This is a genomic window from Chryseobacterium rhizosphaerae (assembly GCF_003385455.1).
GTDB classification, from domain to species: Bacteria; Bacteroidota; Bacteroidia; order Flavobacteriales; family Weeksellaceae; genus Chryseobacterium; species Chryseobacterium rhizosphaerae.
Window position 1 is genome coordinate 1 of the sequence record NZ_QNUF01000047.1, and the last position, 16,393, is coordinate 16,393.

General features: G+C 40.8%; 1 protein-coding gene. It reads right to left on the minus strand.

Annotation, left to right across the window (positions count from 1 at the left end; genetic code table 11):
- The coding region (locus DRF57_RS22765; RefSeq protein WP_123863377.1) for a non-ribosomal peptide synthetase at positions 1 to 16,393 on the minus strand (16,393 nt) is incomplete at both ends.

The following is a 16,393-nucleotide window of genomic DNA, read 5'->3' on the forward strand; positions in this document are numbered from 1 at the left end:
GTTATCCAGCACATAAGTCGTCATATTACCAATCGGACCTCCGATATTCAGCGGATTACCATCTTCCTTGTAATAATGCAGCGTTGCACAAACTGTCCCTTCCGTAGGTCCGTACTCATTGACAAGAATGATATTCTCTATATTTTTATCCAAAGCAGGGAAACTTTCTCCTCCGGCAAAAATCAATTTCAGATGGGTTCCATTATTTACAACTTCTCTCAATAAAACTGGAGGAATAAACGATACCTCTATATTATTTTCTCTAATATATTCATTAAGTTCTCCTACAGATGTTCTAAGGTCATTGCTGTAAACCCACAAAGTGTTTCCATTACACAATACCGTAAGAGCTTCATAGACAAAGGCATCGAATACATAATTTGAGTAACATCCCACTTCCTGGAATTCTTCAAGTCGGTGAGCCTTAATCATTGATTTTATAAGATTTATCACCCCGGAATGTTCAATCATTACTCCTTTAGGGAGTCCTGTTGTACCACTGGTGTAGATGACATAGGCCAGATGATCTGAATTTACCTGGGTAACAGGATTATTTGAATCTGTAAGTTCAAGCTGTGCTTTAATGTTTACCTCATCTAAAGCGATACAATCTACCCCCAGGTCTTCCAACTTTTCTGTTGTGCTTTCCTGCCCTAAAACAAGTTTTGCATCGGTATCCTGAAGGATGTGTTTTATTCTGTCTGCAGGATAGGACGGATCCATTGGAACATAAGCTGCTCCTGTTTTCATTACAGCAAGAATTGCAATCAGCATATACTCTGAACGATCTAAGCATAAAGGAATAATATCGTCAGGTTGAAGTTTGTATATTTCAAGAAGATAATGGGCCAAACGGTTCGATCGGTCATTCAACTCTCTGTAAGAAAGTCTGACATCCTGATATACTACTGCGGTTTGATCCGGAGTTTTCAACACCTGATTTTCAAATAACTGATGAACTGTCAGGTCTTTTGCATATTCTTCCCGCGTATCATTCCAGCTTTCCACGGTCATTTTATATTCTTCTTCCTGTAGCAGAGAAAGGCTGCAAACTCTTGTATCATGAATATCAACCTGAATCAATTGATCCAAAAGAAGCTGGTAAGATCCGGCCATACGGACAATTGTATCTTTTTTAAACAGAGATTTTGCATAATTGAACATGATACGGAGATCTCCTCCATGGTCATCAACCATTGTCGTCAGATCAAATTTTGCCGCCTGATAGTCTACTTCTCCATCAAAAGGATAGAATAAAATGTCTTCATCATTTACTTTAGCATCTCCTCCTCCAAAACTTTGAAGGCCAAACATCACCTGGAAAATCGGGTGTCTGGAGGTATCCTGCTCTACTCCTAATTCTTCCACTAACTTCTCAAATGGAAGATCCTGATGAGACTGCGCTTCTGTGATTGATTTTGAAACCTGAAGAATGAAGTCTTTAAGGGTTTGCTCAGGATCAATACTTTCTCTTAGTGCTAATGTATTGACAAAGAAACCAATGATGTCTTCAAGCCCAGCATGATGACGGTTCGCAATAGGGCTTCCTACTACGATATCATCCTGTCCTGAATAGGCAGAAAGCATCAGATAATAGCCTCCCAGCATCAAGCTGTACAGACTTACTCCCAATTCTTTTGAAAGGTTTCTTAATTTTTCTCCTCGTTCTGCATCCAGACTGAAGTATAGATTTTCCCCTTCGTAAGAAATTTGAGACGGTCGTCTGAAATCCGTAGGTAAATCTAAATTATGGAAATCATCAAGCTTATTTTTCCAATAGTCAATCTGCTTATCAAGACGTTCTCCTGCAAGATAATTACGCTGCCATAAAGCAAAGTCTTTGTACTGAACCTTTAACGGAGGAAGCTCTGCGATTTCTCTGCCGGAAAGCTTATAGTACATTGTTGCAAGTTCTTTCAGGAAGACATCTGTAGACCATCCGTCAAAAGCAATATGATGAACGACAACAGACAGATAATGATTGTTTTCTAAACTGAAAACATTTACTGCCACAGGAAGTTCTTCCTCTACACGGAATACCTTGTTGGCACACCTGTTTATATTCTCTTCTAATTCTTCTCTCGTTTTTACTGCTGTGATTTTAAATTCAGGAATAAGATCAGTAACCACCTGGTACCCCATTCCGTCTTCTGTAGTCCGGATCATCGAGCGCAGCACTTCATGGCGCATAATGATCAATTCCAGAGACTTCTGAAGAAGATCAAGCTGTATATTCTTATCCAACATTGTCGTGATAGGAATGTTATAAGCACTGCTTCCACCCTCATAAGACTCTATAAACCAAAGTCTTTCCTGAGCAAAAGATAATCTTTGTTTTTCGGGAGAGTCTACTTTTACAGGAGTAATGATGATTTGTTCACCTGTATTATTTTCATCTGCTAAAACAGTTGAAAGAGAAGCAATCGTTTTATGATTGAAAACCTCAGTAACTCCTATCTGAAGTTTTAGTTCCTGCTTAATTTTTCCGATCAGTTTTATAGCCATGATACTGTTTCCTCCTAATCTGAAGAAATCATCATGGATGCTTATACTAGCCGGATCAATCTTCAGTACCTCACCATAAATATCACATAGTTTCGCCTGTAATTCATTTTCCGGAATAATCTGTTTTTTGTTCCCTGTAAAATCAGGTTCCGGAAGCTGCTTTCTGTCTAACTTCCCATTGATTGTTAATGGTAAAACAGTCAAATGAACAAAAGCACTTGGCAACATATAATCCGGAAGAACTTCTGACAGGAAGTCAAAAAGCAGACCTGGATCTATGGATGAATCTGACACATAATAGGCTGCCAGATATTTCATCCCATCGTTATTTTCTTTTGCCAATACTGCCGCCTGACGGATATCAGAATACTGAAGCAATCTGTTTTCAATTTCTCCTAATTCAATTCTGTACCCTCGGATTTTTACCTGGAAGTCATTACGTCCAATATATTCTAATTCTCCATGAGATAACCAACGTACTAAATCACCGGTTTTATATAATCGTCCGTTTTCACCTCTTTCCTTCTGCTCTGTAGTCTGGAACGGGTTCAGCATAAAGCGCTCTTCCGTAAGTTCCGGTCTGTTTAAATATCCTCTGGCAATCCCTGCTCCCCCGATATAAAGCTCTCCTATTACCCCTACAGGAACCTGACGAAGATTCTTATCCAATACGTAAGCCGTCATATTTCCGATGGCTTTTCCAATATTTAACGGATTACCGTCTTCGTTATAATGGTGTAATGTGGCACACACTGTTCCTTCGGTTGGACCATAGGCGTTGATGATATCTACCCCATGTTCTTTATACAGAGCCATTACCTGAGGGTTCGTTACATCTCCGGCCACTACAAGTTTCTCTAAAGGAAGGATATACTCATCCGTCAAAAGAATTGGCGGAATAGTCGCTATACTGATATTGTTTTCTTCTATATACTCCTGTAATTCGGAAAGATCAATTCTTTTTTCTTTTTCCAGCAAATAGATGCTATGCCCATGAGTAATTACAGGAAACAACTCCCATACATGGGCATCGAATACATAGCTTGCATACCACAAACCGTTTTTATAGATCGTTCCATCAGATTTCAATCCAAATTCTCCAGCTTCCTGTTCTATTAGGTTGACTACATTTCTGTGTTCTATCATTACTCCTTTGGGAAGTCCTGTTGTTCCACTGGTGTAAATTACATAAGCCAGGTTATCGGATGTGACTGTAGTAACAGGAGCTTCCGAAGATTCTCTATTAACCTCATCCTGGAAAGCAACCTGATCCAGGGAAACGGCATCTACATCCATCTTCTGAACCCTGTCCATTGTTTCTTCATCTCCAAGAACCAGTTTTGCTCCTGTATCATGAAGAATATGCTCTATCCTGTCTGCAGGATATGAAGGATCCATTGGTACATAAGCTGCTCCGGCCTTCAATACGGCTAATATTGCTATAAGCATATGTTCCGATCTTTCCAAACATAATGGGATCAGATCATCTGGCTGAAGATCATAGGTCCTGATCAGATAATTGGCCAGTCGATTAGCTCTATTGTTCAGCTCACTATAGGATAACTTAACATTCTGGTAAACCAATGCAATGTGATCAGGAGTTTTTGAAACCTGGTTTTCAAACAGTTCATGAATCGTTTTATCTGAAGACTCTGCAGAAACCGTATGGTTCCAGGATTCTATAACTTTCAACTGATTTTCTGAAACATATAAAAGCTGGTCTGAAGTGATCTCCCAGTTATCCAATACCTGTCCTAAAACAGACTTCATCCCTTCCATCAGCTGCTCCATGGTTTGCGTCTCAAAAAGAACGCCTTCGTAATTGATTTTCATCGTTACGCTCTCTCCCTGTTCATACGCCATTATTCCCAGCGGATAGTCCAGTTTTTCTACAGAACCTTTGAAAATAAATCCTAATTCATTACTGTCATCTCCTCCTGTTGGTACCGGATAGTTCTCATACACAAATAAACTGCTAAACATGCGTCGTGCATCATGTTGAAGCTCCCCAAGGCTGACATCACTGTGTGTGTTAAGCTCACTGATTCTCTGCTGGATATCAGAAATAATATCCACCACTTTACCTTCCGTATGCTCTACAATAAGTGGAAGCGTATTAATAAACAGCCCGGCAGATGATTCTATATCATCAACAGGAAGGCTTCGTCCGGAGACTGTAGTCCCCACCACTGTTGTTTCCACTCCACTATGCATACCAAGCTGGCTATGCCACAGATATTGCAGAACAGCATTCACTGTAAATCCATTTTTGGTAGTGAATTTTTTCAGTTGTTGGTACTGATCATCTGCCAGCGTCATTTTTACAAACTGATGATCCTGTATCTGACGGTAAGTTCCAAGGTCAATATGCCTTTGAGATTCCTTCATCAAACTGCTTAAATCTTCCTGATCCTGAAGCAGACTCATATAGCTATTCCAGAAACTTCGGCTGCTGTCTTTATGTTGCTGAAGATATTTCTGAGTATTGATGTAGGCATGATCCAGCACAAAGTCCGGATCCTGTTTTTTAATAAGATTCAGATAGATATCATGGATGCTTTTGAGCACGATCGGCATACTCCATCCATCCAAAACAGCATGGTGATTACTGAAGAGGCATGTATAATGTTTATCTGAACGCTTAAACAGGTATATTCTGAACAGTCCTCCTTTTGACAGGTCATATACTTCAAAACGGTCTTTCTGAGTGCGATCGCGGATCAATTCTTCCTGTTGGATCTCCTTCATTCGACTTAAATCCTCAAATCTCCAGTCAAGTGGGCTTTCCTTGTCGATAATCTGAACAATCTCTCCACTCCAGTTGAATCTGAGCCTCAATGCCGGGAACTGTTGTTGAGTATGGAACCACGCTTTTTTAAGCGTTTCAACACTCATTTCAGAAAGGTAATCCCAAATCAGCTGTACCCGGTACGCATCATCTGTATCCCCTTGTTTTAAAGCATGATATACAAACCCTTCCTGTAAACTGTTAGCTAAGAATACTCCTTCCACTTCTCCATTTTCCTGGATGGCGTCAAGCTGTTCTTTGTCTACAATGTTCTCTATATCTGAAGGGGTAAGGAAGCTTCGTGTATTTTTGGAAAGTTCGTCTATAATATCAATGATATACTCTTTAAACTTCTGAGTAACCTGTTTCACCAGATCCTGAGGAAGATGTGCAGAAACACTGAAGCGAAGCTGACCGTCTACAACAGCACCATTAATTCCTATGATATAGCTTTCTTTATTGGATGTTCCGATAGAAAGTCCACTGTCTTCCGCTGCAATAAACCATGTTTTTTCAGCAGAACTGTCTTCCTGGTCAAGCTGTCCAAGATAGTTGAAGCTTATTTTGGGAAGTTCATATTGTGTATATCCCACAAGGCTTCCATAACCAATCCCATTATCCGGAATGCTTCTTAATGCCTCTTTAGTCAATACTACCGTATCATTGAGGTTTTTCCCTGTTTCCAGTAATAACGGATACATTGAAGTGAACCATCCCAGTGTTTCTGTAATGTCTAAATGAGGGAAGACATCTTCACGCCCATGGCTTTCCAGTAAAACCGCATGACGGGATTCTCCCGTAAGCCCTGTAAGAGCTGAAGCTAGTGCCGATAATAACAGATCATTAATCCTTGTCTGATATACATGATGACTACCTCTGATAAGCTTTTCTGTATTTTCTTTATCTAAAAGAAGAATATCATGGTTGCTTTCCGGTATAGAAATGGCCTCCAATGTTTTATTAATTCCATGGACTATTTCTGTCGTTTTATTCCAGTAAACAAGTTCTTTATCTCTGGCTTCCGGATTTTCTTTTTTATATCCTTTTACAGCATCCACCCATTGACGGTAGCTGCTTCCTTTTTGGGCTGCTTTAAAATCTTCTCCTCTTTCAAGAGTCTGATATATGTTCTTTAAGTCATCGGTAATGATTCTCCAGCTTACTGTATCGATGATCAGGTGATGGAATGCAAAGAAGATTCTGGTGCTTCCATCTTCATATCCTGTTATATACGCAATACGGTACAGCGGTCCTTTTTCTATATCAAACTGGGCATGCCACTGGGTAAAGAGCTGGGAAAGCTCCTCCATTGTCTTCCCTGAAGTATCAAGATAGTTGATTTCCGGAGTGGCTTCTAATCCATATTGCTGAGAATACATTCCATTTTCTTTTGGATAATGGATTCTAAATGCATCATGTTTTTCAATGAGCAGGCGGACGCTTTTCTCCAAAAGTTCCTTATTTAGCTGAGGTACATTGATCAGGAAGGCCTGGTTCCAGTGATTGAAGTCTACCAAATATCCTAATTCTTTCTGACTGAAGAACCATTCCTGGATCGGAAGTAATGAAATTTTTCCGTCCAATATTCCTTGTTCTGCCAAAATATGGATTGCTTCATTTTGACTTTTCTCTTCGATAAGTAAAGACAAAGCAGCAGCAGTTCTGGCTGTAAATACTTCTTTAACACTTAGTCTTATATCCAGTTGCTGTCTGATTCTTCCTACCAGCTGAATACTGATGATACTGTCTCCTCCTAAACGGAAGAAATCGTCTTCGATACTGATACCTTTAGCATCAAGACCCAAAACATCACCATAGATCTGGCACAATTTAACCTGAAGATCGGTTTTTGGAGCAATATAATCTTTACCTCCCGTGAACTCTGGTTCAGGAAGCTGTTTTCTGTCCAGTTTTCCATTGATTGTTAATGGCAAGGCTGTTAAATGTACAAAAGCACCCGGTATCATATATTCCGGTAAACTTGCAGAAAGGTGTTCAGAAAGGAGATTGGAATCAATCACTGAATCTGAGACATAATAGCCTGCCAGGTATTTTAAGCCTGCTTTATTTTCTTTGGCCAAAACAGCTACCTGACGGACTCCAGGGTAATGAAGCAGGGTATTTTCAATCTCCCCTAATTCAATTCTGTAGCCCCGGATTTTTACCTGGAAGTCATTTCTTCCGATGTATTCCAGCTCGCCATTGGCTAACCAGCGTACCAAATCGCCTGTTTTATATAAGCGTTCATTCTGACCTCCCGTCTTTTGATCTTCGGTCTGGAACGGATTTAATATGAATCGTTCTTCGGTTAAATCCGGTCTGTTTAAATAGCCTCTGGCAATACCAGCCCCTCCTATATAAAGTTCACCTACAGCTCCAACCGGAACAGCCCGCATATGGTTGTCCAGTACATAACTTGTCATATTTCCGATAGGTCCTCCGATATTTAATGGGTTTCCATCTTCATTATAGTGATGCAGTGTGGCACAAACGGTTCCTTCCGTAGGACCATAAGCATTAATGATATCTACTCCTTCAGCCTGATAAAGAGCCATCAATTGTGGATTTGTTACATCTCCAGCTACGACAAGCTTTTCTAAAGGCAGAATATAATCTTTGGTTAAAAGAACAGGCGGTATAGTGGCAATACGGATATGATTGGTTTCTATATACTGTTGTAAAGCAGCAATATCAGTCTGTTTTTCTTTGTCTAAAATATAGATGCTGTGACCATGAGTAATCACAGGGTACAACTCCCATACATGGGCATCAAACACGTAATTAGCATACCAAAGACAGTTTTTAGGCCCGTCAGAAATCAACCCAAATTCTTTAGCTTCCTGTTGTATTAAGTTAGCTACATTTCTATGTTCCACCATTACTCCTTTTGGAAGTCCTGTTGTTCCACTGGTGTAGATGACATAGGCCAGGTTTTCAGGTGTAACTGAAGTAACCGGATTATTTGAATCTGTGAGTTCAAGTTGTGCTTTAAAGGAAATATCATCTAAGGAAATGGATTCTACAGCCAGATTTTGTACTTTCTCTGCTGTACTTTCCTGACCAAGAATCAACCTTGCTCCTGTATCCTGAAGGATATGTTCTATTCTGTCCACCGGATAAGACGGATCCATCGGTACATAGGCAGCTCCCGATTTCAAAACTCCCAATATTGCAATCAGCATATTCTCAGAGCGTTCTAAACACAGAGGAATAATATCGTCAGGCTGAATATTATAAGTTCCAATAAGGTAATTCGCAAGACGATTTGCCCTTTCATTCAATTCTCTATAGGATAACTGAACATCCTGATACACCAAAGCGATATGATCAGGAGTCTTTGAAACCTGATTTTCAAATAGCGTATGAATGGTTTCTTCCTCATATGCAGATGCTGTAGCATTCCAGTCCTCAGTTATTTTTTTATGAATATCTGCTGGTACAAGAGGAAGGTCACAAAGCTTAACATTTTCAAGTGTATGCTCATGAACACCAAAAGCCTGTTCAAGAATATACTGATAGGAACCGATCATATTATTGACCGTTTCTCTTGCGAAAATAGTCTTGCCATAATTAAACATTCCGCGGATCGTTTCTTCACCATCATCAATCATAGTCGTCAGATCAAACTTCGCGACCTGATAATCTACTTCTCCCTCGAAAGGAGAAAATAAAGCCTCTCCATCATGGGTATCTCTACCAAAACTTTGAAGTCCAAACATCACCTGGAAGACCGGATGTCTGGATGTATCCTGCTCCACACCTAATTCTTCCACTAACTTTTCAAATGGAAGATCCTGATGAGACTGGGCTTCTGTTACCGACTTTGATACCTGAAGAATAAAGTCTCTCAGGTTCTGTTCAGGATTAATATTTTCTCTTAATGCAAGGGTATTGACAAAGAAACCGATAATGTCTTCAAGTCCTGCATGATGACGGTTGGCAATAGGACTTCCCACTACAATATCATCCTGTCCCGAGTAGGCAGAAAGCATCAGGTAATATCCACCCAGCATGACACTGTATAAACTCACTCCCAGTTTTCTGGATGTATTTCTAAGGCTTTGAGCTACTTTTGGATCTACCGTAAAATTAATAGTTTCTCCTTCATAGGATACCTGAGGCGGTCTTTTGAAATCTGCCGGCATGTTAAGATTCTGGAAGTCATCAAGTTTACTTTTCCAATACCCAAGCTGGCTATTCAATCGATCCCCTGTCAGATAATTTCTCTGCCATAAAGCAAAGTCTTTATATTGAATCTTTAATTCCGGAAGCTGAGGTGATTTTCCATTGATAAGAGCTTCGTAAGCCGTCTGTATTTCCTGTAAGAATATATCGGTAGACCAACCATCAAAAGCAATGTGATGGATGACCACAGACAGGTAATGATTACCCCCTAACCTGAAAATATTAACTTCTATAGGAAGTTCTTCATCCAGACGGAAAACCTTATTTGAAATTCTGTTGATCTCCTCATCAAGTTCCGTTCTTGTTTCTACATGATGCATATGCATTTCCGGAACACGATCTGTCACCAGCTGATAGCCCTTGCCTTCCTCTGTAGAAAGGATCATACTTCGTAAAACTTCATGACGCATTACGATCGTTTCCAGCGCTTTGCAAAGGGCTGAAATATCTGTCTTCTCATTAAGACGAACGGTCATCGGAATATTATAGGCACTACTTCCTCCTTCATAGGTTTCTATAAACCAAAGTCTTTCCTGGGCAAAGGATAACCTCTGTTCTTCCGGAGAATTGACTTTTACAGGGGTAATACTTACCTGCTCATCATTATTCTGATTGGCTAATGCGTTTGAAAGTGAGGCTACTGTTTTATTACCAAATATTACAGCAACTCCCACCTGAGTATTCAACGTACGTTTGATACCGCTAATCAATTTTATCGCCATGATACTGTTTCCTCCAAGGCTGAAGAAATCGTCATTGATTCCGATTGTTCCTGCATCCAGACCCAGAACTTCTCCATAGATCTGACACAGTCTTTCCTGCAACTCATTTTCGGGTGCTGTGTATTCTCGGCCTCCCGTAAACTCAGGCTCAGGCAGTTGTCTCCTGTCCAGTTTTCCATTAATCGTTAATGGTAAAGAGGTTAAATGGACAAACGCAGCAGGAACCATATACTCCGGTAAGGCTTCCGATAAGAAAGACGTAAGATGACCGGTGTCTATAGAAGTATCTGATACATAATATCCTACAAGGTATTTCATCCCCGCTTTGTTTTCTTTAGCCAACACTACGGATTGTCTTACTTCAGCATATTCCTGAAGTCTGTTTTCGATTTCTCCTAATTCTATCCTGTAACCTCGGATCTTAACCTGGAAGTCATTTCTGCCAATGTATTCTAATTCCCCATCGGAAAGATAGCGGACAAGGTCTCCCGTTTTATACAGGATCCCGTTCTTGCCTGAAGCTTTCTCTTCCAAAGTCTGGAAAGGGTTCGCAATGAAACGTTCGGCTGTTAATTCTGCTCTGTTTAAGTAGCCTCGGGCAATCCCGGCTCCTCCCACATACAGTTCTCCTACAGCTCCGATAGGAACTGCCCGAAGATGATTATCTAAAATATACATCCCCTGATCCGGAATATTCTCTCCGATCAGAGATGCTCTGTCTAAGTCTTCTACACTCAGCTTCTTATAGGTTACATGGACCGTGGTCTCTGTAATACCATACATGTTAATCAGCGTTGGTGCGGAACGATAGCGTTCATACCAAGGTTTTAAGGAGGCCAGGTTTAAGGCTTCGCCTCCGAATATAACATAGCGAAGACTGCTTAGATCTTCTGCACGCTGAAGTGCGGTATCGATAAACTGATAGAAAGCGGTTGGTGTCTGGTTGAGCACCGTAAGACCTTCTTTCAGACATAAACTGAAGAATAAATTTGTGTCTTTGGTCTGTTCTGAGGATGGTACCAATAGTTTTCCGCCATAGAAAAAGGCGCCCCAGATTTCCCATACACTAAAATCAAACACATAGGAATGGAATAAACTCCATACATCCTGGTCATTGAAATGATACCAGTGATCGGTAGCACTGAACAAACGCGCTACGTTTCGGTGAATCTGCATTACACCTTTTGGCATTCCTGTCGTTCCACTCGTATAGATCACATAGGCAAGGTGGTCAGGACCTACCTCGGTAACAGGATTGGAAACACTGCTCTCAGCAAGGGTTCTTTCCAGTTCTGCATCATTCAGCACAAGTACTGAGGTAGCAATTCCACTGCAGGCTTCCTGAACCGTTGATGCCGCAATGCTATGGGCCAGCACTATTTTTGCCCCGGTATCTTCCAGGATATGACGGATTCGCTCTACAGGATATGACGGATCCATAGGAACATACGCTCCGCCGGCTTTTAGAACTCCCAGAATAGCCGTCAGCATATCCGCTGAACGTTCTAAACACAATGGAACAAGGTCATCAGGCTGAAGGTCGTAAGTTTCAATAAGGTAATGAGCCAGACGGTTCGAACGATCATTAAGCTCACGGTAAGACATCCTTACATCCTGATATACTATGGCTATGTGATCCGGAGTTCTTTCAACCTGGGCTTCAAATAACGCCTGAATTGTAGTGTCACTCGCATAATCAATTTCCGTAGACCATAACCCTGATAACTGAGTGTGCTGGTCTTTGGTCAGGTAATATAATTGATCAGATGAAATTTCAGAATTTTCAAGAATCTGTTCTAAAACAGTATTCATTCCTCCGATCAGTTGATTGATCATCTTCTCATCGAACAAAAATCCTTCATAACTGATATTTAATGTCACTTCCTCTCCGGTTTCGTAGGCCACTATTCCTAATGGATAGTCGAGTCGCTCTACTGAACCTTTAAAGACAAATGATAGCTCATTGTCTTCTCCTCCTTTTGGAGCGGGATAGTTTTCATATACAAATAAGCTGCTGAAAATTCGGCGTCCATCATGCTGAAGGCTGGCCAGGTTCACACTGCTGTGGGTATTCAGCTCACTGATTCTATGCTGAATCTCAGATATAATATCTACCACTTTACCTTCTGTATGGTTCACAATAAGAGGTAAAGTATTAATATAAAGTCCTACAGAGGATTCTATTTCATCCACCGGTAAGCTTCGTCCGGATACCGTAGTTCCTACTACCGTTGTGGATCCTCCACTGTAGATACCAAGCTGTTTATGCCATAAATACTGAAGTACAGCATTGATTGTAAATCCGTTTTCGGATGTAAACTTCTTCAGTTCCTGATACTGTTCACCTACTATCGACATTTTTATCGAACGGTGATCTACTATTTGCTTATACTCTGAAAGGTCAATCTGTTTTTGAGATTCCTTGATTAGGCTTCCCAAATCTTCACGATCTTCCAGAAGTCCCATATAATCTTTCCAGAAACTGCTGTTACTGTCCTTGTTTTCCTGAAGGTATTTCTGAGCTTCGGCGTACGCTTTATCCGGAACAGGTAAAAGCTCCTGTCCTTTAACAAGTTTAAGATAGGCCTCATGAATAAGTGTCAGGAATATAGGCATACTCCACCCATCAAGAATGGCATGGTGATTACTGAAGAGACAGCTATAATGGCTTTCTGAACGTTTGAAAATATACACTCTGAAGAGGCTTCCTTTAGATAAGTCGTATACTTCGAAACGGTCTTTTTGAGTCATTTCTTTGACCAGGTTTTCCTGATCTTCATCGTTCATATCACTGATATCATGATAACGCCAGTCCAGGTTTCCTTTCTTATCGATAATCTGAACAATCTCTTCACTCCAGTCAAATCTTAATCGTAAGGTAGGAAGTTGTTCCTGCGTGTATATCCATGCATCTTTAAGCTTATTCAAATCCATTCCGGCCTTATAATCCCACACCAGCTGTACTCTGTAGGCATCATCTTTATCTCCCTGGTTGAGTGCATGGTATACAAATCCTTCCTGCAAACTGTTGGCAAGATATACTCCTTCAATAGCTCCTGACTCCTGAATATACATCAGCTGTTCTTTCCCAACAATATTTTCTGTATCTGATGGAGTGAGCCAGCTTCTGTTTTCTGCCAGAAGTTCATCAACCGTCTGTTTTATATATTCTTTAAATCTTTCTGTCAGCAGATTAATCTGATCTTGTGACAGATATCCTGAGAGTCCAAAACGAAGCTGACCATCTGCAATTGCCCCGTTTATACTGATAATATAGCTATCACGGTTTTGACTTCCCATGGAACTTCCGCTATTTTCTCCGGAAATAAACCATGTTTTTTCTCCGGTACTTTCCTCCTGGTCAAGCTGTCCAAGATAGTTGAAACTGATTTTTGGAAGAGCATATTTTGTATAGCCTACAAGACTACCGTAACCAATTCCATTGTTTGGAATACTTCTCAACGATTCTTTAGTCAGAATAGCCGTGTCTTTTACATCATTACCTGTTTCCAGTAATAATGGATACATAGAAGTAAACCATCCTACAGTTTCTGTAATATCAAGATTATTAAAAACATCTTCACGACCATGCCCTTCAAGAAGGACAGCATGTCGGGATTCTCCCGTAAGATCTGAAAGAGCAGAAGCAAGGGCTGACAATAGCAAATCATTAATCTGTGTATGATAGACGTGATGTACTTCTCTGATTAATTTCTCTGTATATTCATGATCCAACATAAGATTGGCAAAATGATATTCAGAAGAAGATAATTCTGCCAGGGCATTATTAGTCTGTCCCACAGTATCCACCGTGTGATTCCAATACGTAAGTTCCTTTTCTCTTGATTCCGGGTTATCCTGTTTATATCCTTTTATGGCATCAATCCACTGGCGGTAACTACTTCCTTTCAAAGGAGTTTCCACTGTATTTCCTTTCTCAAGAGTCTGATACAAATTCTTCAGATCTTCGGTAATAATTCTCCAGCTTACCGCATCAATAATCAGGTGATGAAGAGCAAAGAAAATTCTTGCACTTCCGTCTTCATAGCCCTTAATATATCCTATCTGGAATAATGGTCCTTTTTCTATATTAAATTGTGCCTGCCATTCCGTCAATATTCCCGGAAGATCTTCTGATGGGAGTCCTGATACATCCAGATACTTGATATCTGATATTCTTTCTATTCCATACTGCTGGGTGTAAGTTCCATTTTCTTTCGGATAATAAATCCTGAATGCATCATGTATTTCAATGAGCAATCTCACACTCTCTTCCAGTAATTCTGTACTTAACTCAGGAACTTTAATCAAGAAGGACTGATTCCAATGGTTAAGGTCTCCTACATATCCCTGTTCTACCAAATCAAAGAACCATTCCTGGATAGGAAGGAAAGATAATTCTCCTGTCAACGTCCCCTGCTCTGTCAGAATATGGGTCTGCTCTTCTTTTTCTTTGATCTCGATCAGCTCAGAAAGCTTCAATACGGATCTTGAAGTAAAGACATCTTTAACACTTACTCTTATATCCAGACGTTGTCGTATTCTGCTGACAAGCTGTATACTGATGATACTATCTCCTCCTAATCTGAAGAAATCGTCATTGATTCCGATTGTTCCTGCATCCAGACCCAGAACTTCTCCGTAAATCTGACACAGTCTTTCCTGCAGCTCATTCTCTGGTGCCGTATATTCTCTGCCCCCCGTAAACTCAGGCTCAGGCAGTTGTCTCCTGTCCAGTTTTCCATTAATCGTTAATGGTAAAGAGGTTAAATGGACAAACGCAGCAGGAACCATATACTCCGGTAAGGCTTCCGATAAGAAAGACGTAAGATGACCGGTGTCTATAGAAGTATCTGATACATAATATCCTACAAGGTATTTCATCCCCGCTTTGTTTTCTTTAGCCAACACTACGGATTGTCTTACTTCACCATATTCCTGAAGTCTGTTTTCGATTTCTCCTAATTCTATCCTGTAACCTCGGATCTTAACCTGGAAGTCATTTCTGCCAATGTATTCTAATTCCCCATCGGAAAGATAGCGGACAAGGTCTCCCGTTTTATACAGGATTCCGTTCTTGCCTGAAGCTTTCTCTTCCAAAGTCTGGAAAGGGTTCGCAATGAAACGTTCGGCTGTTAATTCTGGTCTGTTTAAATAGCCTCGGGCAATTCCGGCTCCTCCCACATACAGTTCTCCTACAGCTCCAATAGGAACTGCCCGAAGATGATTATCTAAAATATACATCCCCTGATCCGGAATATTCTCTCCGATCAGAGATGCTCTGTCTAAGTCTTCTACACTCAGCTTCTTGTAGGTTACATGGACTGTGGTCTCTGTAATACCATACATGTTCATCAGCGTTGGTGCGGAACGATAGCGTTCATACCAAGGTTTTAAGGAGGCCAGGTTTAAGGCTTCGCCTCCGAATATAACATAGCGAAGACTGCTTAGATCTTCTGCACGCTGAAGTGCGGTATCGATAAACTGATAGAAAGCGGTTGGTGTCTGGTTGAGCACCGTAAGACCTTCTTTCAGACATAAACTGAAGAATAAATTTGTGTCTTTGGTCTGTTCTGAGGATGGTACCAATAGTTTTCCGCCATAGAAAAAGGCGCCCCAGATTTCCCATACACTAAAATCAAACACATAGGAATGGAATAAACTCCATACATCCTGGTCATTGAAATGATACCAGTGATCGGTAGCACTGAACAAACGCGCTACGTTTCGGTGAATCTGCATTACACCTTTTGGCATTCCTGTCGTTCCACTCGTATAGATCACATAGGCAAGGTGGTCAGGACCTACCTCGGTAACAGGATTGGAAACACTGCTCTCAGCAAGGGTTCTTTCCAGTTCTGCATCATTCAGCACAAGTACTGAGGTAGCAATTCCACTGCAGGCTTCCTGAACCGTTGATGCCGCAATGCTATGGGCCAGCACTATTTTTGCCCCGGTATCTTCCAGGATATGACGGATTCGCTCTACAGGATATGACGGATCCATAGGAACATACGCTCCGCCGGCTTTTAGAACTCCCAGAATAGCCGTCAGCATATCCGCTGAACGTTCTAAACACAATGGAACAAGGTCATCAGGCTGAAGGTCGTAAGTTTCAATAAGGTAATGAGCCAGACGGTTCGAACGATCATTAAGCTCACGGTAAGACATCCTTACATCCTGATATACTATG